At 63.9% G+C, this 18,490-nt stretch carries 23 protein-coding genes; 12 read left to right on the plus strand and 11 right to left on the minus strand.

Annotated features, from left to right (window positions below):
• The first annotated feature begins 121 nt into the window (after positions 1 to 121).
• The 7 genes from K3148_RS00745 to K3148_RS00775 all read left to right on the plus strand — a co-directional run bounded on the left by K3148_RS00745 (position 122) and on the right by K3148_RS00775 (position 4,381).
• A complete protein-coding gene (locus tag K3148_RS00745; protein WP_221425454.1) occupies positions 122 to 703 on the plus strand; it encodes a NifU family protein in 582 nt (193 codons plus the stop codon).
• A gap of 27 nt (positions 704 to 730) precedes the next feature.
• Positions 731 to 1,339, plus strand: a complete 609-nt coding sequence (locus tag K3148_RS00750; RefSeq protein ID WP_221425455.1) for a malonic semialdehyde reductase — start codon at positions 731 to 733, stop codon at positions 1,337 to 1,339.
• Between the two features lie 36 nt (positions 1,340 to 1,375).
• Positions 1,376 to 1,993 carry a tRNA (adenosine(37)-N6)-threonylcarbamoyltransferase complex dimerization subunit type 1 TsaB gene (gene tsaB / locus K3148_RS00755; RefSeq protein ID WP_221425456.1) on the plus strand — a complete coding sequence of 206 codons (618 nt, stop codon included), beginning with the start codon at positions 1,376 to 1,378 and terminating at the stop codon, positions 1,991 to 1,993.
• Positions 1,990 to 2,445: a GNAT family N-acetyltransferase gene (locus K3148_RS00760; RefSeq protein ID WP_221425457.1), complete on the plus strand. Its 456-nt coding sequence runs from the start codon at positions 1,990 to 1,992 to the stop codon at positions 2,443 to 2,445. The genes tsaB and K3148_RS00760 overlap by 4 nt, the downstream gene beginning before the upstream one ends.
• A gap of 117 nt (positions 2,446 to 2,562) precedes the next feature.
• Complete coding sequence (locus K3148_RS00765) at positions 2,563 to 3,003, plus strand: Ros/MucR family transcriptional regulator (protein ID WP_221425458.1); 441 nt, start codon at positions 2,563 to 2,565, stop codon at positions 3,001 to 3,003.
• A 93-nt stretch (positions 3,004 to 3,096) separates the two neighbouring features.
• A complete protein-coding gene (locus K3148_RS00770; RefSeq protein ID WP_221425459.1) occupies positions 3,097 to 3,519 on the plus strand; it encodes a Fur family transcriptional regulator in 423 nt (140 codons plus the stop codon).
• Positions 3,491 to 4,381 (plus strand): lysophospholipid acyltransferase family protein, encoded by an 891-nt coding sequence (locus tag K3148_RS00775; RefSeq protein WP_221425460.1) that lies wholly within the window; start codon positions 3,491 to 3,493, stop codon positions 4,379 to 4,381. The genes K3148_RS00770 and K3148_RS00775 overlap by 29 nt, the downstream gene beginning before the upstream one ends.
• Positions 4,382 to 4,388: 7 nt before the next feature.
• Here the strand turns inward: K3148_RS00775 and K3148_RS00780 are convergent, their stop codons facing one another.
• From K3148_RS00780 to K3148_RS00795, 4 genes are all read right to left on the minus strand, one after another.
• Positions 4,389 to 5,273, minus strand: coding sequence for a LysR substrate-binding domain-containing protein (locus K3148_RS00780; protein WP_221425461.1), 885 nt, complete (start codon positions 5,271 to 5,273; stop codon positions 4,389 to 4,391).
• Positions 5,274 to 5,341: 68 nt separating this feature from the next.
• Positions 5,342 to 6,259 carry a hemolysin family protein gene (locus K3148_RS00785; protein ID WP_221425462.1) on the minus strand — a complete coding sequence of 306 codons (918 nt, stop codon included), beginning with the start codon at positions 6,257 to 6,259 and terminating at the stop codon, positions 5,342 to 5,344.
• A gap of 25 nt (positions 6,260 to 6,284) precedes the next feature.
• Positions 6,285 to 6,770 carry an rRNA maturation RNase YbeY gene (ybeY, locus tag K3148_RS00790; RefSeq protein WP_221425463.1) on the minus strand — a complete coding sequence of 162 codons (486 nt, stop codon included), beginning with the start codon at positions 6,768 to 6,770 and terminating at the stop codon, positions 6,285 to 6,287.
• Complete coding sequence (locus K3148_RS00795) at positions 6,771 to 7,826, minus strand: PhoH family protein (protein ID WP_247711601.1); 1,056 nt, start codon at positions 7,824 to 7,826, stop codon at positions 6,771 to 6,773.
• Between the two features lie 158 nt (positions 7,827 to 7,984).
• Between K3148_RS00795 and K3148_RS00800 the strand changes: the two genes are divergently transcribed.
• The gene (locus tag K3148_RS00800; protein ID WP_221425464.1) at positions 7,985 to 8,560 is read left to right on the plus strand and encodes a hypothetical protein; all 576 of its coding nucleotides are present in this window, start codon (positions 7,985 to 7,987) and stop codon (positions 8,558 to 8,560) included.
• On the opposite strand, the gene miaB is transcribed toward K3148_RS00800, so the two are convergent.
• The 3 genes from miaB to K3148_RS00815 form a co-directional block, all read right to left on the minus strand.
• Positions 8,549 to 9,898 carry a tRNA (N6-isopentenyl adenosine(37)-C2)-methylthiotransferase MiaB gene (gene miaB / locus K3148_RS00805; RefSeq protein WP_221425465.1) on the minus strand — a complete coding sequence of 450 codons (1,350 nt, stop codon included), beginning with the start codon at positions 9,896 to 9,898 and terminating at the stop codon, positions 8,549 to 8,551. The two genes, K3148_RS00800 and miaB, sit on opposite strands and share 12 nt — an antisense overlap.
• A 331-nt stretch (positions 9,899 to 10,229) precedes the next feature.
• Positions 10,230 to 10,691, minus strand: a complete 462-nt coding sequence (locus tag K3148_RS00810; protein ID WP_221425466.1) for a peptidylprolyl isomerase — start codon at positions 10,689 to 10,691, stop codon at positions 10,230 to 10,232.
• Between the two features lie 91 nt (positions 10,692 to 10,782).
• A complete protein-coding gene (locus tag K3148_RS00815) occupies positions 10,783 to 12,279 on the minus strand; it encodes an amidohydrolase family protein (RefSeq protein WP_221425467.1) in 1,497 nt (498 codons plus the stop codon).
• A 113-nt stretch (positions 12,280 to 12,392) separates the two neighbouring features.
• On the opposite strand from K3148_RS00815, the gene mgtE reads away from it, so the two are divergent.
• The 4 genes from mgtE (at position 12,393) to K3148_RS00830 (ending at position 15,188) form a co-directional block, all read left to right on the plus strand.
• Positions 12,393 to 13,844, plus strand: a complete 1,452-nt coding sequence (mgtE, locus tag K3148_RS00820; protein WP_221425468.1) for a magnesium transporter — start codon at positions 12,393 to 12,395, stop codon at positions 13,842 to 13,844.
• 321 nt (positions 13,845 to 14,165) lie between these two features.
• Positions 14,166 to 14,555, plus strand: coding sequence for a DUF1489 family protein (locus tag K3148_RS00825; RefSeq protein ID WP_006833620.1), 390 nt, complete (start codon positions 14,166 to 14,168; stop codon positions 14,553 to 14,555).
• Between the two features lie 102 nt (positions 14,556 to 14,657).
• On the plus strand, positions 14,658 to 14,789 hold the full coding sequence (locus tag K3148_RS13930; protein WP_282099591.1) for a hypothetical protein: 132 nt from the start codon (positions 14,658 to 14,660) through the stop codon (positions 14,787 to 14,789).
• 153 nt (positions 14,790 to 14,942) lie between these two features.
• Positions 14,943 to 15,188: a hypothetical protein gene (locus tag K3148_RS00830; protein WP_221425469.1), complete on the plus strand. Its 246-nt coding sequence runs from the start codon at positions 14,943 to 14,945 to the stop codon at positions 15,186 to 15,188.
• Between the two features lie 117 nt (positions 15,189 to 15,305).
• Here K3148_RS00830 and K3148_RS00835 read toward each other — a convergent pair whose 3' ends face one another.
• The 4 genes from K3148_RS00835 to K3148_RS00850 all read right to left on the minus strand — a co-directional run bounded on the left by K3148_RS00835 (position 15,306) and on the right by K3148_RS00850 (position 18,466).
• The gene (locus tag K3148_RS00835) at positions 15,306 to 15,539 is read right to left on the minus strand and encodes a hypothetical protein (RefSeq protein ID WP_221425470.1); all 234 of its coding nucleotides are present in this window, start codon (positions 15,537 to 15,539) and stop codon (positions 15,306 to 15,308) included.
• 59 nt (positions 15,540 to 15,598) lie between these two features.
• Positions 15,599 to 16,282: a DsbA family oxidoreductase gene (locus tag K3148_RS00840; protein ID WP_221425471.1), complete on the minus strand. Its 684-nt coding sequence runs from the start codon at positions 16,280 to 16,282 to the stop codon at positions 15,599 to 15,601.
• On the minus strand, positions 16,279 to 17,079 hold the full coding sequence (gene nudC / locus K3148_RS00845) for an NAD(+) diphosphatase (RefSeq protein ID WP_247711697.1): 801 nt from the start codon (positions 17,077 to 17,079) through the stop codon (positions 16,279 to 16,281). Before nudC ends, K3148_RS00840 begins: the two co-directional genes overlap by 4 nt.
• An 82-nt stretch (positions 17,080 to 17,161) precedes the next feature.
• Positions 17,162 to 18,466, minus strand: coding sequence for a serine hydrolase domain-containing protein (locus tag K3148_RS00850; protein WP_221425472.1), 1,305 nt, complete (start codon positions 18,464 to 18,466; stop codon positions 17,162 to 17,164).
• Positions 18,467 to 18,490: the final 24 nt, after the last annotated feature.

The raw sequence follows: 18,490 nt of genomic DNA on the forward strand, positions 1-18,490 counted from the left end.
CGGCATATAGGAACGGTGGGTCTGAAGCGCCAGTGAATGGCGAGCCGGAACAAAGGAAAACCCTCAGCCTGCGAGGCAGGAATGGGTTGTAGCCCGCCCCCCTCGCGCCTACATCACGGCCATGTTCATCGAGACCGAAACCACGCCCAATCCCGCCAGCCTGAAATTCCTGCCCGGCCGCCCGGTCATGGGCCAGGGCACGCGCGAATTCGCCACCCCCGAAGCGGCCGAGGCCAGCCCGCTCGCACAGGCGATCTTCGATACTGGCGAGGTCGTGAATGTCTTCTTCGGCGGCGATTTCATTACCGTAACCGCCGCGCCCGGCGTCAGCTGGAGCGATCTGAAACCGCAGGTCCTCTCGATCCTGCTCGACCATTTCGTTTCCGAAGCGCCGCTGTTTGCTCCCGGCACCGCGGGCGGCATCGCCGTCCCTGCAGAGGACGAGGCGCTGCTGGTCGAGGAAAGCGAGGCCGACGCCGATATCGTTGCGCAGATCAACGAACTGCTCGAAACCCGCGTCCGCCCGGCCGTTGCCGGCGATGGCGGCGACATCCAGTACCGCGGGTTCAAGGACGGCGTGGTCTATCTCCAGTTGCAGGGCGCCTGCTCGGGCTGCCCCTCCTCCACCGCGACGCTCAAGCACGGGATCGAAGGCCTGCTGAAACATTACGTCCCCGAGGTCGTTGAAGTCCGCGCAGCCTGACTTCAAACCTCACCTTCAAGGACTTCCATGACCAAGCAATTCCACGACAACCACCTGTCGGCCGACGCGCTCGACCAGATCTTCCGCGAAGCGCGCAGCTACAACGGCTGGCACGACAAGGAGGTGAGCGAAGAACAGATCGAGGCGATCTACGAATTGCTCAAGATGGGGCCGACCTCGGCCAATATGCAGCCGGGCCGCTTTGTCTGGTGCAAGAGCCAGGAATCGCGCGACAAGCTGGCCGAGTTCGCTTCGGATGGTAACAAGGAAAAGATCAAAACCGCGCCTGTCGTGGTCGTGATCGGTTACGATATCGACTTCCATGAAGAGCTGCCTTGGCTCTTCCCGCACACCGACGCCAAGAGCTGGTTCGAGGGCGACGAGGAAGGCCGTAAGGAAGGCGCCGCGCGCAATTCCGCGCTTCAGGGCGCATACCTGATGATCGCGGCGCGCGCGTTGGGCCTCGACTGCGGCCCCATGTCGGGCGTCGATCTCGACAAGGTGACAGAGCATTTCTTCGCCGACAGCCCCCGTCACCGCGCCGACTGGGTCTGCGCCATCGGCTATGGCGACAAAGAAACAATCTTCGGCCGCTCGCCTCGTCCCGATTTCGACAAGTTCAACCGCATCGACTGACTTGATGCTGGAAGCGGTCTGAGGCAGGGCGCTGCCATGCGCGTGCTTGTCATCGAAACCGCTACCGAAGCCTGTTCCGTCGCCCTGTTCGAGGGCGGCGAGCTGGTCGATGCGCACCACGAAGTCCTCGGACGCGGCCATGCCGAGCGGCTTGTCCCGATGATCGAGAGCCTGCCCAGCAAGGGCCGGGCCGAAGCCATCCGCGTCTCGCTGGGGCCGGGCAGCTTTACCGGCGTGCGCATCGGCCTTGCCGTCGCGCGGGCACTGGGCCTTGCTTGGAAGGCCGAGGTGCGCGGCTATCCGACGCTGGCGCTGGTAGCCGCGATCGCGCAAGGCCGCCCCGAGACGGGCGACGTCACGGTCTGCATGAACGGAGGCCACGGCCAGTGGTTCGTCCAGAACTACGAAACCGACGGTCTCCCTGACGGGGATGCGGCTTCACTCCTCCCGGACGAGGCAGCGAAAGGTCTCGTACATCATCTCATCGCCGGAAATCGGGCGCAGGAACTGGCGGAAATGCTCGCGCCCTCGGCTCACGGACCGCTCGAAACCTTGCCCGATGCGCGGCACGCCCTGCGCCTTCCCGAGCCGCTGCTGACTGCGGACCTCTCCCCCATCTACGGCCGCGCCCCGGACGCAAAGCTCCCAGCATGAACGACGACCTGGACCGGCTGATGGCCGTGATGGAGGCCAGCTTCGACCCGCATTACCGCGAAGCGTGGACGCGCAAACAGGTTGCGGACTCGCTTGCATTACCGTCGACCTACATGATCTTGGCCGGCCCAGACGGAGAGCCGCCCGAACTCGATACCTGTGCTGCCGGGTTCGTGTTGGCGCGTCAGGCTCTGGATGAAATTGAATTACTTCTGATCGCAATCCATCCGGACCATCGTGGCAAGGGAACAGGCCGAAAACTGCTCCGCCGTTTCTTCCAGAGTGCCAGCGACCGTGGTGCCACAAGCGTATTTCTCGAGATGCGCGCCAACAATCCGGCGGAACATTTGTACCGCTCCGAGGGATTCGAGCAGATCGGCCATCGGCGTGACTATTACCGAACCCAGATGGGCGGCACGATCGACGCTATTACCTTCGGAAAACGTCTCTAGCGGGCACCAAAACCGTGACAAGTTGTAGCCATGCGACAAAATGGCGGGAATCTACAATTGATAGTAGACATCTCTAATATGTCCGAATAGGCATCCTTAAAAGGTGGAGTCTGATCTATGGAAGAATTCGAAACCGATATGACCGAGACGCTGATTACGCTGACCTCAGATATCGTTGCTGCCCATGTGTCCAATAACAGTGTCGCTGTCGACGACGTCCCGGCGCTGATCTCTAACGTGTATTCTGCGCTGGCAGGCCTCGGCGGAACGAGTGTGGCCGAAGAATCGCGCCCCGATCCGGCCGTATCAGTTCGCGCATCGGTCAAGAAAGACCACATCATCTGCCTCGACTGCGGCAAGAAGATGAAAATGCTCAAGCGTCACCTGTCGACCGAACACGACATGACGCCCGACGAATATCGTCAGCGGTGGGACCTGCCTTCGGATTACCCGATGGTCGCCCCCGAATATGCCGATACGCGGCGCGATCTCGCCAAGAAGATCGGTCTCGGTCGCAAGCCCGGCCAGAAGCGGGGTCGCAAGAAAAAGGCAGCGTAAAAGCGCTCCTTGGCAAAAGCCCTTTGGTTCGCCTTGAGATAGACGCCCCGGCCCGATAAGGGTGCGGGGCGTTTATTCATCCAGGAAGCCGAATTGCACCAGCGTATCGATCTCGAACAGCTCTGCGCCGACAAGGGCCTTCGCATCACCGAGCAACGCCGCGTGATCGCCAAGGTCCTGTCCGAAAGCGACGACCATCCCGATGTGGAAATGGTGCATGAGCGCGCAAACAAGATCGATCCGGGCATTTCGATCGCCACGGTCTATCGCACCGTGCGCCTGTTCGAAGAGGCCGGCATTCTCGACCGCCACGATTTCGGCGATGGCCGCGCCCGGTACGAAGCCGCGCCCGAAGCGCATCACGATCACCTGATCGACGTGGAATCGGGCAAGGTCGTGGAATTCGTCGATCCTGAGCTCGAGGCCCTGCAGAAACAGATCGCCGAAAAGCTGGGCTACCGCCTCGTCGACCACCGCATGGAACTCTATGGCGTCCGGCTCGACCGCGAAAGCTGAGCGCAGACTCGCTCGCTATACCGAGAAACGCCTCGCGGCCGCGCGGGGCGAGAAGGTCCCGCTGACGATTGCCGGATGGGTCCGCTTCGTGTTGCGGACCATCGGCATTCTGGTGCTGCTGCTGATCTTCGTGCCGCTGCATTACGCCTATCGCCTTTTTGCTTATGGCTCGCCCTTCCCCATGCTGTTCCTGCGTTACACGGCCCGCGTGGTTGGCGCTCGGGTGGAGGTGCGCGGGACGCCGCTGAGGCGCGACGTCTTCTTCATCGCCAATCACATTTCCTGGATCGATATCCTCGCCATGGCCGGCGCCAGCGGGACGGCCTTCGTCGCCAAGTGGGAGTTGAGCCAGGTGCCGGTGATCGGCTGGCTGTGCGGCCTCAACCGCACGGTTTTCGTGAAGCGCGAACACCGCATGGGCGTGGCCGAACAGATCAACGCGCTGAAAGAGGCCTTACAAGACAATTGGTCGGTTACGGTGTTTCCCGAAGGCACAGTGACGGACGGTCATTCGCTGCTGCCTTTCAAGTCCTCGATGATCTCGGTCCTCGAACCGCCGCCACCCGGAGTGATGGTGCAGCCGGTCGTGCTTGACTACGGGGAGAATTCCGAAGAAATTTCCTGGATCGGCGAAGAGAGCGGCCTCCACAACGCCATGCGCATCATGGCGCGCCGGGGCACGTTCCGCCTGCGCATCACCTATCTCGAACCGTTCAGTCCGGAAGAGCATCGGGGTCGCAAGGCCATAGCCGCCAAGGCGCGCGCGGAAATCGTCGAGCAGCTCGAAGCCAATCTCGGCAAACCGCTGCGCGATTACCAGCATGTGGTCGAGGCAGTGCGGTACAACCCGCCCGGCGCCTGAGCGAGGGTCAGAGGCCCGCGTTCACCAGCCAATCGTGGAACAGCCGGACCGGGCGCTCTTCCAGCGCGGTCGGCTTGCAGATGAACCAGTAGCTATAGGGACTTTCGACTTCCACGCCGAACAGGTCGGTCAGGCGCGTGTCGCGTGCACGCCGCAGATGGTCGTCATGCATGATGGCGATGCCGAGCCCTTGGGCTGCGGCTTCGAGCATCAGCTGGCCGGAATCGAAATGGTCGATGGCCGCCGGTTCGAGATCGTGGAGGTTGAGCTCGTCCTTCCACGCGCGGAAGCTTTCGGGAAGCTCGTTGTGGATGAGGAAGGTCTGCTTGGCGAGAATTGCCGGATCTGGCTTTTCACCCAGCTTGTCCGCCACTTCCTTGCTCGCGATGGCATGGACCATGTTGAAGTCCAGCCGCACGGCGTGAAGGCCGCTGGCGGGGCCGCGCGAAAGAATGATTGCCGCATCGAGCGTGTCGCCCACGCGGTCTTCCAGATGGGGGCCGGTGTCGATGTCGATGTGCAGCAACGGATGGCGCGCGCGCAATTCGCCGAGCTTGGGAAACAGCCGCTGGCTACCGAAAAGCGGGAGGACGCCGAGATGGAGCCGCAGCACCGAAAGGTTCTCTGACTGGCTTTCCACCGCCCTCGCCAAGGCTTCGAGCTGCGGATTCACCGCCTCGTAGAAAGCGTGGCCGTCATCGGTCAGTTGCATCGCCTGACGGGCGCGGGTAAAGAGCTTCTTCCCGACAAATTCCTCAAGATTGCCAATGCGCCGCGAAAGCGCCGAGGGGCTCAGCCCCAGCTCGTCCGCCGCAGCACGGGCAGAGCCCAGCCGGACGGTACGGACGAAGGCTTCGAGAGCCCTTAGGGGAGGTAGACGCCGGGTGGCCATGACCTTGGCCTATGCAGCTTGCGCGGACCTGTCGAGGGCGAATGTGCGATTTCGCGCAACTGTCGCCATCAGGCCTCGCTCTGTACCTCTTCAGGGGCGTGAAGGCGCAGGCGGGTCACATGGGTTTCGTCGCCATCGGTGACCTCGATCCGCCAGCCGCTCGGGTGTTCGAGCATCTTGCCGACAGGGGGCACCTGCTCCGCCAGCACGAAGGCAAGACCGCCCAGCGTATCGACCGATTCCTCCACTTCCGCGAGGCGCGGGTCGATCTTGTCGGCCACGTCGTCCAGCTCGGCGCGCGCGTCGCAGTCCCACATGCCTTCGCCGATGGACGCGATCCATATCTCGGGCGCGTCATCATGCTCGTCCTCGATTTCGCCGACGATTTCCTCGACCAGATCCTCGATGGTGATGATCCCGTCGGTGCCGGAAAATTCGTCAAGCACGATGGCGAGATGCATCCGCTGAGAGCGCATATCGGCCAGTACGTCCAACGCGTTGCGGGTCTGCGGCACGTAGAGCGGCTGGCGCATCAGCGTGGTCCAGTCGGCGGGCGGTGCCTTCTTATCGGCGAGGAAGGGGAAGATGTCCTTGATGTGGATCATGCCGATCACATCGTCGAGCTGCCCGCGATATACGGGCATGCGCGAATGGCCATGTTCGGAGAAAGTCGCGACGACCTCGTCCCAGCTGGCCCCCGCATCCACAGCGATGATCTCGCCGCGCGGCACGGCGACATCGTCGGCGTCATGCTCGCTGAAATGCAGCAAATTGCGCAGCATCTGCCGCTCGACGCCCGATAGATCACCCTTGGCGGTATCCTCGGTATCTTCGGAGCCGTTCTCGCCCTCGTGCTCGTCGATGGCTTCTTCGAGCTGGGCACGCAGGCTCCGCTCGCCACCTTCGGCGTCGAACAGTTTCTTGATGGCGGGCCAAAGCCCGCTGCTACTCTCCGCGTCTCCGGCGGGGGGTGAGGAATTGGCCATGGGCCGGGTCGTAAACTCCTAAATTTCAGCGGTCCCCATATGGGTCCGCTATACCCAGTTTTGCAAGCGCTTCGATCTCGAGTTTTTCCATCGCCGCCGCCTGCTCGTCGGAATCGACATGATCATGCCCTGCAAGATGCAGGAAACCGTGAACGAGAAGGTGCGCGGTATGATCCCGCAGGCTCACGCCCTTCTCCTCCGCTTCGCGCTGACAGGTCTCGAAGGCGAGCGCGATATCGCCCAGCATTTCGGGCGGCCCGCCCTCGCCCAGTTCCAGCAATTCCTCACGCTCGAGCATGGGAAAGGAAAGCACGTTGGTCGGCTTGTCCTTGCCCCGCCATTCCTTGTTGAGCGCGTGGACCTGGCTGTCGCTGGTGAAAAGGACGCTCGTCATCAGCCGCTCGCTCGCCAGCGCCGGTTCCACATCCGAGACCGCGGCGTGCACACGCTCGGACAAATCGGCCCAGAGCGTTTCCTCGGGCCAATCCACGATATCGATGTCGAGTTGCACTTAGGCCGCCGGTCCCTCGTAAGCCTCGACGATACGCCCCACGATCGGGTGGCGCACCACGTCGGCGGCGGTGAAGCGGATGGTGCCGAAGCCTTCGACGCCCTCCAGCTTGCCGACGGCATCGGCAAGACCGCTCATGCCGTCGCCGCCGGGGATGTCGACCTGCCGGGGGTCTCCGCACACCACCATCCGGCTATTTTGGCCGAAGCGGGTGAGAAACATCTTCATTTGCTCGCGCGTGGTGTTTTGCGCCTCGTCGAGGATGACGAAGGCGTCGGCTAGCGTGCGGCCGCGCATAAAGGCGATGGGCGCGATCTCGATCTCTCCGCTCGCCAGCCGCCGCTCGACCTGTTCGGGCGGCATGCAGTCGTAGAGCGCGTCGTAGAGCGGACGCAGGTAAGGATCGACCTTGTCTTTCATGTCGCCGGGCAGGAAGCCGAGCTTCTCACCCGCTTCCACGGCGGGACGCGAGAGGATCAGCCGCTGGACACTGCCTGTGATCAGCTGCGCGACGGCCTGCGCCACGGCGAGGTAGGTTTTGCCGGTACCTGCCGGACCAAGCGCGAAGATGATGTCGTCGCGCACCAGGCTGCGCATATAGGTCGCCTGCATGGCACTGCGCGGCACGATGGTCTTGCGCCGCGTGCGGATCATGATGGGCGGGCCGCCCTTCGCCTCGTTCAGCTTGCCGTCGACGATGCCGTCGAAAGTCGGCTCGTTCGACATGGCGATCAGAGATTCGATGGCGCCCGCGTCGAGGTCCTGCCCCATGGCGAGGCGGTCGTACATTTCGTTGAGGACGTCACGCGCACGTGCCACGCTGTCTTCGGGCCCTTCGATATGGAGCGCGTTTCCGCGGGCGGAGATGAACACGCCCAGCCGGTTTTCGACCTGCACCAGATTGGCATCGAACTGTCCGAACAGCGCGCCTAGCAGGCTCTGGTTTTCGAAGTTCACATCGACCTGCGCGCGGCGAACCTCGCGCTGGGGTGCTGGCGGTTTGGTCAGGGCCGGTTCGGCCTGTCCGGGCTGCCTCTTGGCGGGTTTGCGAGCCATCTGCTCCTTTCGCATTAGCTATCGAGTCGGAAGGTTACTCTTCAACGCATATCAAGCAAGAAGGGGGCCGTGTGATGGCGGTGGAAAGTAACCGGCTTGTCATCCGATCGCCTCGCGCCCAGACTCCGCCACCGACTCGAAGCCACCGGGAGATCAGCATGGTCCGTACGCTTGTCCTTGCCGCCTCGCTCGTTTCGCTGGCAGCCTGCTCGCCGGCTGAGGAAGCCGAAGCGCCAGCCGGAGACACGGCTGCATCGGATGCGCAGGCCGCGCCTTCCCCCGCTCCGGAAGACGACATCCGCCACTTCCTGATGCAGGAATATCCCGACGGCCTGCCGATGCGCTATGCGCTGGCGTGGAGCGATCTGGACGGTGACGGTGCGGATGAGGCGATCGTTCACCTGGTTGGCTCCTATTTCTGCGGCACGGGCGGCTGCCCCACCCTCGTCCTGACCCCGGCGGGCCCGATGTGGCGCAAGGTGGCCGACATCAGCGTATCGCGCACGCCCGTCACCGTAATGGACACCAGCACCAACGGCTGGAAGGACATTACCGTCGCCATTTCGGGCGGCGGCGGCGAGGCGGGCGACGCCCTCCTCAGATTCGATGGTGAGGCTTATCCTTCGAACCCCACGGTCCAGCCGGCGGAGGTCACCGGTGTGACCGGAACCGTGCTGATCGCCGAGGAGCCCGACTTCACCGACCTCGCAGCCGAAGACGGCTCAGGCGGCTGAAAGCGCCGGTTCGAGCAAGCGCCCGGCCAGTGAGTTCGGCCCCGCCTCGACCAGTTCGGCCTGCACGAGGTCGCCGATGGCCGCGTCGCCTTCGAACCACACGCTCTGGAGCCAGGGCGACTTGCCGAGCCACTGGCCGGCGTGCTTGCCCTTGCGCTCGACGAGGACTTCGCATGTTCTTCCGACGCTCGCCTCGTTGAAGGCCAACTGGTCGCGATTGAGGGCGGCCTGGAGGCGCTGGAGGCGGTCATCCATGACCTCTTTCGCCACCTGCCTTTCCATCGTGGCGGCGGGCGTGCCGGGGCGCGGCGAATACTTGAAGCTGAAGGCCTGCGCGTATTTGACCTCGTCGACCAGCGCGAGCGTTTCCTCGAACTCGGCATCGGTTTCGCCGGGGAAGCCGACGATGAAGTCGCCCGACAGTGCGAGGTCCGGTCGCGCGGCGCGGAAGCGTTCCAGCAGCTTGAGATAGCTCTCAGCCGTGTGGCTGCGGTTCATGGCCTTCAAGACACGGTCGCTGCCCGCCTGCACCGGCAGGTGGAGGAAGGGCATGAGCTTGTCCACCTCGCCATGCGCGGCGATCAGATCGTCGTCCATGTCGGCCGGGTGGCTGGTGGTGTAGCGAATGCGCGCGAGGCCATCGACCTTCGCAAGGTCACGGATCAGGCCTGCGAGGCCGACGCTGTGGCCCTTTTCATCCTCGCCGCCCCAAGCGCTGACATTCTGGCCGAGCAGCGTGATTTCCTTCGCGCCCGCGTCGACCAGCTTTTTCGCTTCGAGGACGAGGTCTGCATAGGGACGGCTGATTTCCGCGCCGCGGGTATAGGGCACCACGCAATAGGTGCAGAACTTGTCGCAGCCTTCCTGCACGGTGAGGAAGCTCGCCGGATTGGTGCGGCGACGCTCGGGCAATGCGGCGAACTTGGCAATGGCTGGCATGTCGGTATCGGTCGCCCGCTCGCCCTTCACTGCCTTGTCGAGCATCTCAGGCAGGCGATGGTAGGCCTGCGGGCCGACGACCATGCTGACCGCCGGAGAACGCTTCATGATCTCCTCGCCCTCGGCCTGCGCGACGCAGCCCGCGACAGCGATGAGCGGCTCCTTGCCCGCCTCGCGCCCCGCCTTGGTCAGGCGGCCGATGTCCGAATAGACCTTCTCCGCAGCCTTCTCGCGGATGTGGCAGGTGTTGAGCACGACGAGGTCGGCATCCTCGCCCTCGGGCGCAGGCACGATGCCCTGCTCGCCCAGCATCTCGGCCATGCGCTCGCCGTCATAGACGTTCATCTGACAGCCGAAGCTCTTGACCCTGTAGGTCTTGGGAGTGGTGGTCGGTTTCATGGGTGGCAGGCCCTTAAATCTTTCCGCAACCGACTTCAATATGGAGTTCAGGACGTGCGCTTCACAGCCTCGAATCCCGGTCAACAAGTCTATTTCGACTTTTTTACAGTTATCCCCCTTGCGACTCATCGCTTCGAGCGCGCACAATAGCGTCAATTCTACGGGTTCAAACGTGGATCAGAAGAGGGAAGTCGGGGCGGGCTGTCACCAAGTTCGGTCCCCTTCCAAAAGGGATCGAGGCACCACTTCCCTCTTCGAATTTCATTCTACACTGGGTGTAACACAACTCCAGTGCAAAGTTCGCAAATTGCGAAGCCTCAGCGAACTACCTTCAGCCAACAGTCGCCTTCACGATCTTGCCCGGATTTGCCGGCGGCTCGCCCTTGGGCAGCGCGTCGACGTATTCCATGCCGCTCTCGACCTGGCCCCAGACGGTGTACTGGCCGTCGAGAAATTCGGCGTCGTCGAAGCAGATGAAGAACTGGCTGTTGGCGCTGTCGGGCACCTGGGTGCGGGCCATCGAGCAGGTGCCGCGGGTGTGCGGTTCGCTGTTGAATTCGGCCTTGAGGTCGGGCTTGTCGCTGCCGCCCATGCCGGTGCCGGTCGGATCGCCGCCCTGCGCCATGAAGCCGGGGATCACGCGGTGGAAGACTACGCCGTCGTAAAAGCCCTCACCCGCCAGCGTGGTTATACGCTCGACATGGCCGGGGGCCAGATCGGGGCGCAGCTTGATCACCACGTCCTTGTTTTCGCCGTCGCCGGTGTCGAGGGTGAAGGTGAGTTTGTCGGCCATGCGGCGAATCTCCAGTATCTGGTTTGAACTTACGCCGGCCCACATAGGTCGGCAGCCCGCATATGGCTAGGCCGCCGACCCGGGAGTGCGCCTACTCCTTGGCTTCGCTCATCTGCGCATCGGCCGCGATTTTCCGTTCGCGCACCTCGGCAAGCAGGGCGTCGAGCGCCGCGCGGTCGCGAACCACGCCGCCCTGCACTACCGCTGCGATGGCCTTGGTGTTCGCAATGTCGAGCGTCGGGTCGGCATCCAGCAGGACGAGATCGGCCAGCTTGCCTTCCGACACCCCGCCGAAATCCCCTTCGCGCCCCAGGTATTGAGCAGGGACGCTGGTGGCGGTCTGCAGGGCTTCCATCGGTGTAAGGCCGGCGCGGACCATGAAGCCCAGTTCGTCATGCAGGCTGAAACCGGGGAAGACCATCGTGTCGTTCGCATCGGTGCCCGCCATGATCTTCACCCCTGCCGCGTGGGCCATGCCCGTAGTCTTGAGGGCAAGGTCGAAGAAGTCGCTCAGCGCTGCGACCTCTTCCTCCGAAGCCTGCACGGTGCGGTCGAGGTCACGCGTCCAGTCGGCCACCTGCATCTCGACGAGATAGGCCAGTCGCGCGTCCTTTCGGTAGGCCTCCTCACCAGCGCGGAAGTCCATCTCGCGGGTCAGGTGGGTGGGCACGTACCAGGTGTCATTGGCCACCATTGCCTCGAGATGCGGAGTGCACAGAGCCTCGTCGAAGCTGTCGCGCACGCCAGCCGGGCGCTTGGAGCGATCGGGCCAGGCGACATCCTCGCCGCGCAGCTTGCGCATGATCTGGTCGCGAAATCCCGAGCCGAAGGCCGAGCAATCGAGCGGCAGGTCGCGGGCATGCTCGATCGTGTCCATGCCCATGCCCGCCACATCGGCGATGCTGAACATCATGGGGACATGGCCGCCGACCCTTACGCCGCGCGCTTCCGCCTCGGCCATGAGCGCGGTGAAGGCGTCTGAGTGGATTTCCTGCGACACCTTAATCAGGTCCGGCCCACGCGCGGCCAGTCCGGCAACGGTGGCGCGGCCATCCTCGGCGTTGAAGGGCGCATAGAGGATCTGCCCTTCGCTCGCATCGGGACGGCGGTTGCTGTCGACCTTGAGGGTAGACAATGCCAGGAGGCGCGGGCCGACCATCTCGCCGGCCTCGATCTTCGCAGCGCTCTCGCGCATTTCGCCGAGGCACATGTAGACGGTGTCGGGATCAACGCAGTCGCTGCCCATCTCGCGCACGCCGGTCACGCCGTTTGCGGTCATCAGCTTGAGCGAGCTTTCATGGACCGGACGGATGCTGGTGTGGACATGCATATCCATGAGGCCGGGGATCACGTATTTGCCCGAACCATCGACACGGCTGTGCGCTTCGAATTCGCCCGAACCGGTTGCGACCACGGCGACGATGCGGCCCTCGTCGATCACCACATCACGCCCCTCGATCCGGGTCTCATGCTGCGGGTCGATTACGGTGACATTGGCGATGAGAAGATCGACTTCCTCGGCGGCCAGTGCCGGGGCCGACACGGTTGCCAAGAGGGCCAAGCCCGATACGAACGTCCTCAGCTTCATGCTGTTCTCTCCTCCCAAAGTGATGCCGGGCCGCCTATGTGTATTGCTGATATAATACAATAGGCAAGTTCGGGAAACTTGCTTTTCGCCCCATCGCTTATAGAGCCGCGAACATGGCGGAGGACGAGCGCACCCTCGACGGCGAAGACACGGTTCTGGCGGATGCGCCGGAGGAAGGCGCGCGCCCGGACGACCGCATCGACGACGAGCGCATGGACGAGGAGAACACGCTCAAGCGCGAGTTCGTCCGTTCGGTCGAAGATGCGCTGGAAGCAGGCGCAAGCGGCGAGCTCTACGACCTCGTCGAGCCGCTCCACCCCGCCGACGTGGCCGACTTGCTCGAATTGTTCGAGCGTGAAGACCGCCACCGCCTCGCGACCGAGATCACCGATTTGATGACCTCGGAAGTCGTTGCCGAACTCAACGACTACGTGCGCGAGGAGATGATGGAGGCGCTGCCCGCCGATGCAGTGGCGCAGATCGCGGAACAGCTGGAAACCGACGACGCCGTCCAGCTGATCGAGGATCTGGACGAGGACGATCAGAAGGCCATCCTCGCCGAACTCGATCCCGAAGACCGCATCGCGATCCAGACCGCGCTCTCCTACCCCGAAGAGACCGCGGGCCGCCTGATGAGCCGCGAGTTCGTGGCCGTGCCCGAACACATCACCGTGGGCGATCTCATCGATTTCCTGCGCGACGGGCGCGACCTGCCCGAAGATTTCTTCGAGGTCTTCGTGGTCGACCAGCGCCTGCACCCGGTCGGCACCTGCCAGCTGTCCTGGGTCCTGCGCACCCCGCGCGACGTGGCGCTGGGCGACGTGATGAAGCGCGACCAGACGCTGATCCCGGCCGAACTCGACCAGGAAGAGGTCGCGCTGATGTTCCAGAAGTACGGCCTGATCAGCGCCGCCGTGGTCGATGACGACGGGCGGCTGGTCGGCCAGATGACGGTCGACGACATCGTCCACATCATCTCCGAAGAGGCGGGCGAGGACGCCCTGCTGATGTCGGGTGCAGGCGAAGGCGACATCAACGAGCCGATCCGCGAGGCCTATTCCAGCCGCGTGCGCTGGCTGGTTGCGAACCTCGGCACCGCGCTGGTCGCCAGCCTCATCATCGCCGCCTTCGGGGCCGCGATCGAGCAGCTGGTTGCGCTTGCCGTGCTGATGCCCATCGTCGCCAGCATCGGCGGCAATGCGGGAACCCAGACCATGGCGGTGACCGTGCGCGCCATCGCGATGAACCAGCTCACCCGTTCGAACACGGGCCGCATCCTGATGCGCGAGCTGCGCGTGGCCGCACTCAACGGCGTGACCATCGCCGTGCTGGTCGGCCTTGCCACCGCTGTCATCTTCAGTCCCATGCTGGGCGCGGTCATTGCCGCGGCCATGGTGGTCAACGTGATCACCGCAGGCCTCGCCGGCGTGCTGGTGCCGGTGGCCTTCGACCGATTGGACCAGGACCCGGCGGTCGCCTCCAGCGTCTTCGTCACCATGATCACCGATTCGATGGGCTTCTTCGCCTTCCTCGGCCTTGCCGTGGCAAGCGGGATCGTCGGCTAGCTTCCTACAGCTTGGAGCACATGGAGCACGGTCCTGGGAGAAAACGCTCCGGGGGCGGTTTGCGGCTGCGAAGTGGCGGATTTTTGCGGTTTCGAGAATAGCGCGGGATAGCATCCTGCCGGTCTGCAACACCGGGCGATCTGTAGGAAAGACGTTTCGCCAGCGACTTCATCCACGTCACCCCGGCCCCCGAGCCGGGGTCCCACTGCTTTTCGCTCTCGCGCCCCGCCAGAAGTAAGCGGGACCCCGGATCAAGTCCGGGGTGACGTCGGGATTAGGGCGTTCGGTTGCTCTTTCGCGGCAAGCCCCTATCTCCATCTCATGCCGCTTCACCTGACCAAGATCGCCTTCGGCGCGCAGAGCTTTGCCGATATCGAGAGCTGGTACGCGCAGCGGCGCAGCCCCAACCTCACCACCCGCTATCGCCCCACAAAATGGGAGCAATGCATCGGCGGCTCGCTCTATTGGATACACCAGCACAGCATTGTGGCGCGCAGCGAGATCCTCGGTTTCAGCGAGACCGCGACCGGGCGCTGGTCCATCGACCTGAAGCCCGAACTGGTGCGCGTCCACCCCCGCCCCAAGCGCGCCCACCAGGGCTGGCGCTACCTCAAGGGCGAGCCTCCGCGCGATCTCGAGGAAGGCGAGGATATCGGCGATGTCCTGCCCGGCAAGCTGGCCGGCAAGCTGGAGCGCCTCGGCCTCATCTGACCTTTTGCGGCGGGCACTGCGGAACTCTTTGACCCCGCTCCCGTTTTTCCGCCACCGACCCAATCGCGGGAGGTCGTCGGCCCGCACTTCAGGAGAGTGATAATGAAAAAGCTTCTCATGGTGGCCCTCGGCAGCACCGCCTTCTTCCTTTCGGCTTGCAACACGGTCGAAGGTGCGGTGGAAGATGTTGAATCGGTCGGCGATTGTGTCGACGGCGTGGAAGGCAACTGCTGACCCGCAGACCGCGTAAACACGCAGGAAAAGGGCGCCGCTCCATCATGGATCGGCGCCCTTTTTCCTTGGCCGAGGGAAGGCGGGCCTCAGCCGGGACGAACTGCGGAACGGCGCCGATGCAACATCCGTTGATTGGGCAAAGGAGATATTTTCATGCCCGAACGCCAGTCCATGCACCCCGACAACGACCTCATCGACGAGATGACCGAATACCCCACCCCGTCGCAGCAGAGCGCTTCGGGCGGCGAGGTGAACCGGCAGGTCGGTACCCGCGGCGAACTCAACCGCGCCTTCGATCCCGACAACCGCGAACCGGAAGTCGGCTCGGACAACCCCGCGCAGGACGCCATGAAGGGCGAGAAGACCCGTCAAGCGATGCAGGATGATCGCTCGAGCTAAGCTTGCTCGTCAGAACTGACCCAATCAGCCCCGCCCTCACCAGCGGGGCTTTTTTGTAGTTCGGCACTAGTCGAGCTGGAAATTTACGAACGTCCGACAATGGGTGGGAATCCGACGCTAGTAGTTACTTTCTATGAAGCCAAAAATCCTCATACAAAAAAACCGGACAATATAGGCGAAGATTGCCATCGACGGTGCAAGCCACAAGATTTGCGGATCAGCATTCCAACCCAAATCGAAAGCCCCATCCAGGGCGGCCCACAGCCAGAACATAAAAAGACCAACGACCAACAAGCCGAATAAAAAATTGACCCCATTGCGCTGCTGGGAAACGAAATCTTCTTTGCTCATGAGGCAAAAGTGACAGGTAATGTAAGCGTCCGCAATCGGGTCGTTAGCAGACATTCGCTTCAGCCTTCCGAGGCAGTCCTCTCCGCCACCCGCCGCAGCGCGTTCACATAGGCCTCGGGCGGCTGGGCACCGGGGATCATGAAGCGGCCTTCCACGATCATGGCAGGCACACCGGTGATGTTCATTTCCATCGCGGCGCGTTCTTCGACGCGGGTCTTGCGGGCGAGTTCCTCGCTGTCGAGCGCGTCTGCAGCGGCTTCGTGGTCCAGGCCCGCCTCCTCCGCCACGGCGAGCAGCACGTCGCGTTCGCCGATCCGGCGGCGCTGGTTGAAGTGCGCCTCGAACAGCGCGAGCTTGAGCCGCGTCTGCGCCTCGGCCCCGTGCTCCTCCAGCGCCCAAGTCAGCAGCTTGTGCGCGTCGAAGGTGTTCCACATCATCGCCTCGGGCGCAGGCTCCGGCCCTTCGTAATCGAGAGAGACCCCCGCCGCCTCGGCCGCTTCGCGCATCCGGCCCTGCACCTCCTTCGACTGCTCTATCGTGCGGCCGTATTTGCGCGCGATATGCGCGGTGCGCTCCTCGCCTTCTTCCGGCATGTCGGGGTTGAGTTCGAAGGCGTGCCAGCGGATGTCCGCCGCGATTTCGCCATCCAGCTGCTCCAGCGCCTGGCCGAGATTGCCCCAGCCGACGAGGCACCAGGGACACATGACGTCGGACCAGATGTCGATGGTGAGCGTGCGGGTCATCGTGCGAGCCACCAGCGCATGAGATGGGTGGCGATCGCCTGCTCCACCGGCTTGTGGAAGGGCGCGGAGGGGGCGCCGGCGAAGGCCGCCTCGATATCCTCGCGCGTGAACCAGAGGATTTCGGCCATTTCGGTTTCGTCCATCGTCACTTCCTCGTCGTCGGCATAGGCGTGGCAGCCGATCATCAACTGGCTCGGGAAGGGCCAGGGCTGGCTGGCGACATAGCTCACGTCGCGGATGCGCACGCCGCTTTCCTCGAACACTTCGCGCGCGACGCCTTCCTCGATGCTTTCGCCCGGTTCCACAAAGCCGGCAAGCGCGGAAAAGCGGCCTTCTGGCCACCCCTTGCCCCGCCCGAGCATGAGCTTGCCGTCATGTTCGACCAGCGTGATCGCGACCGGATCGGTGCGCGGGAAATGGCTCGCTCCGCAGGAGGTGCAGTCGCGCTGCCAGCCGCCCTTGGCGAGTTTCGTGTCGCCGCCGCATTCGGCGCAGAACCGGTGCCGCGCGTGCCAGTCGACGATGCTGCGCGCGCCCCCGTAGACCGCAAGATCGTCGGGCGCGAGCGTGGCCATGAGCGACCACAATTGCGGGTTCGCCATGCGCGGGGTGGCATCGCCGCGCGGGGGGACGGCGGCGAAGCAGGCTTTCTCCCCGCCGTCCGTAAGGTCGAGGCCGAGGAAGACCAGTTCCGCCTCCTCCGGCGCGTCGGCCAGCGTGCCCCAGGCGAGCCGCCCAGAATCGTCCAGCGCGGGCATCAACCCGTCGAGGCGGAGCAGCCGCGCCTTCCAGTTCATGTAGCCTGCAAGCCGCTCCGGGTCCGCGCGGACATGATCGGCGCGGTCGATCTTCGATCCGGTGAAGGAAAGGGCGATGGCTCTAGGCTCCCTGCATGGCGGCAAGATCGGCGAGCACGGCGCGCGGGAAGCCTTCGTGGATCGGATAGGCTTCGGACGGCATGTACTGCGTCATCAGCGTGGCGCGCAGGCCTGCCTTGAAGCTGACGAAGCCGACCGTGCCGGCCGCCCCGCCCCAGCCATAGGCGCCGTCCTGCACGCGGCCGCCCGCACCAAAGCCCTGGCCTTCGACCCAGGTGCCCTTGGTCGTGGCCATCTCCGGCAACAGGTTCGATGTGCCGACGCGCACCGCGTTTTCCGCCAGCACGCGCTTGCCGTCGATCATGCCGTAGCCGAGCAGCATCTTGAGGAAGCGGTCGTAATCATGCGCGCTCGAGACAAGGCCTGCCCCGCCGAAGGGGAAGGCCGGATCGTCGAGATAGACCGAGGAGGCCGCCGGATCCATCGGCAGCGGCGTGCCATTGAGGATGCCGTAATTGGTGGTGAAGCGGCCCACTTCGCTTTCCGGCACGCGGAAATAGGTGCTGTTCATGCCCGCCGGCTCGAAGATCGCGGTCCGCAAATACTCGTCGAACTTCATCCCGCTGGCGACTTCGATCACGCGGCCGAGCAGGTCGAGACCGACCGAATAGCTCCACTTGGTACCCGGCTGGAGGACCAGCGGCAGCTGCGAGAGGTTGTTGGCGAACTTGTCGAGCCCGCGGATCGCTTCCTCGCGGCCCAGGCCCGGGATCGGCAGGCGGCTGACCTGCCCCGGCACCACGCCGTATTTCACATACTGATCGCGGATCGGGCCCTTCTGAACGATGGAATAGCCAAGGCCCGCCGTGTGGGTGAGCAGGTGGCGCACGGTGATCGGGCGCTCTGCCGGCACGAGATCGGTGACCGAGCCGTCGTAGGTTTTCTGCACCATCATCTTGCCGAACAGCGGCAAATGCTCGGCGATCGGCTGGTCGAGGCCCATCTTGCCGTCCTCGATCAGCTGCATCGCGGCCATGCCGGTGACCGGCTTGGTCATGGAATAGATGCGATAGAGGCTGTCGGCCCCGGCGCGCGTCTGGCTGCCCAGCGCCAAATTGCCGCGCGCGACATAGACCGGCTTCTTGTCGCCCCAACCAAGCGCGGCGACCATGTTGGCGACCTTGCGCTCGCCCACATATTTATCGACCATCGCGCCGACATTGTCCCAGCCGCCGGGCATGCCCTGCGCCAGAGCCGCGCGGCCCATCGGCATCGCGGAAAGCGCCGCCCCGGCGGTCAGCCATGCCCCGCCTCTCAGCAGCGAGCGGCGCGAGTACTGGGGAGCGTCGAATTCACGATAGGCCATGGGCGATCCTCTTGAAGATATATG

The organism is Qipengyuania aurantiaca, assembly GCF_019711375.1.
Classification (GTDB): Bacteria; Pseudomonadota; Alphaproteobacteria; order Sphingomonadales; family Sphingomonadaceae; genus Qipengyuania; species Qipengyuania aurantiaca.

Excerpts from the sequence above, each read along its gene's own strand:
- K3148_RS00745 (WP_221425454.1), top strand. The coding sequence starts at position 122 with ATGTTCATCGAGACCGAAACCACGCCCAATCCCGCCAGCCTGAAATTC.
- K3148_RS00750 (WP_221425455.1), top strand. The coding sequence starts at position 731 with ATGACCAAGCAATTCCACGACAACCACCTGTCGGCCGACGCGCTCGAC.
- tsaB (WP_221425456.1), top strand. The coding sequence starts at position 1,376 with ATGCGCGTGCTTGTCATCGAAACCGCTACCGAAGCCTGTTCCGTCGCC.
- K3148_RS00760 (WP_221425457.1), top strand. The coding sequence starts at position 1,990 with ATGAACGACGACCTGGACCGGCTGATGGCCGTGATGGAGGCCAGCTTC.
- K3148_RS00765 (WP_221425458.1), top strand. The coding sequence starts at position 2,563 with ATGGAAGAATTCGAAACCGATATGACCGAGACGCTGATTACGCTGACC.
- K3148_RS00775 (WP_221425460.1), top strand. The coding sequence starts at position 3,491 with ATGGCGTCCGGCTCGACCGCGAAAGCTGAGCGCAGACTCGCTCGCTAT.
- K3148_RS00780 (WP_221425461.1), bottom strand. The coding sequence starts at position 5,273 with ATGGCCACCCGGCGTCTACCTCCCCTAAGGGCTCTCGAAGCCTTCGTC.
- K3148_RS00785 (WP_221425462.1), bottom strand. The coding sequence starts at position 6,259 with ATGGCCAATTCCTCACCCCCCGCCGGAGACGCGGAGAGTAGCAGCGGG.
- K3148_RS00795 (WP_247711601.1), bottom strand. The coding sequence starts at position 7,826 with ATGGCTCGCAAACCCGCCAAGAGGCAGCCCGGACAGGCCGAACCGGCC.
- K3148_RS00800 (WP_221425464.1), top strand. The coding sequence starts at position 7,985 with ATGGTCCGTACGCTTGTCCTTGCCGCCTCGCTCGTTTCGCTGGCAGCC.
- miaB (WP_221425465.1), bottom strand. The coding sequence starts at position 9,898 with ATGAAACCGACCACCACTCCCAAGACCTACAGGGTCAAGAGCTTCGGC.
- K3148_RS00810 (WP_221425466.1), bottom strand. The coding sequence starts at position 10,691 with ATGGCCGACAAACTCACCTTCACCCTCGACACCGGCGACGGCGAAAAC.
- K3148_RS00815 (WP_221425467.1), bottom strand. The coding sequence starts at position 12,279 with ATGAAGCTGAGGACGTTCGTATCGGGCTTGGCCCTCTTGGCAACCGTG.
- mgtE (WP_221425468.1), top strand. The coding sequence starts at position 12,393 with ATGGCGGAGGACGAGCGCACCCTCGACGGCGAAGACACGGTTCTGGCG.
- K3148_RS00825 (WP_006833620.1), top strand. The coding sequence starts at position 14,166 with ATGCCGCTTCACCTGACCAAGATCGCCTTCGGCGCGCAGAGCTTTGCC.
- K3148_RS13930 (WP_282099591.1), top strand. The coding sequence starts at position 14,658 with ATGAAAAAGCTTCTCATGGTGGCCCTCGGCAGCACCGCCTTCTTCCTT.
- K3148_RS00830 (WP_221425469.1), top strand. The coding sequence starts at position 14,943 with ATGCCCGAACGCCAGTCCATGCACCCCGACAACGACCTCATCGACGAG.
- K3148_RS00835 (WP_221425470.1), bottom strand. The coding sequence starts at position 15,539 with ATGAGCAAAGAAGATTTCGTTTCCCAGCAGCGCAATGGGGTCAATTTT.
- K3148_RS00840 (WP_221425471.1), bottom strand. The coding sequence starts at position 16,282 with ATGACCCGCACGCTCACCATCGACATCTGGTCCGACGTCATGTGTCCC.
- nudC (WP_247711697.1), bottom strand. The coding sequence starts at position 17,079 with ATGAACTGGAAGGCGCGGCTGCTCCGCCTCGACGGGTTGATGCCCGCG.
- K3148_RS00850 (WP_221425472.1), bottom strand. The coding sequence starts at position 18,466 with ATGGCCTATCGTGAATTCGACGCTCCCCAGTACTCGCGCCGCTCGCTG.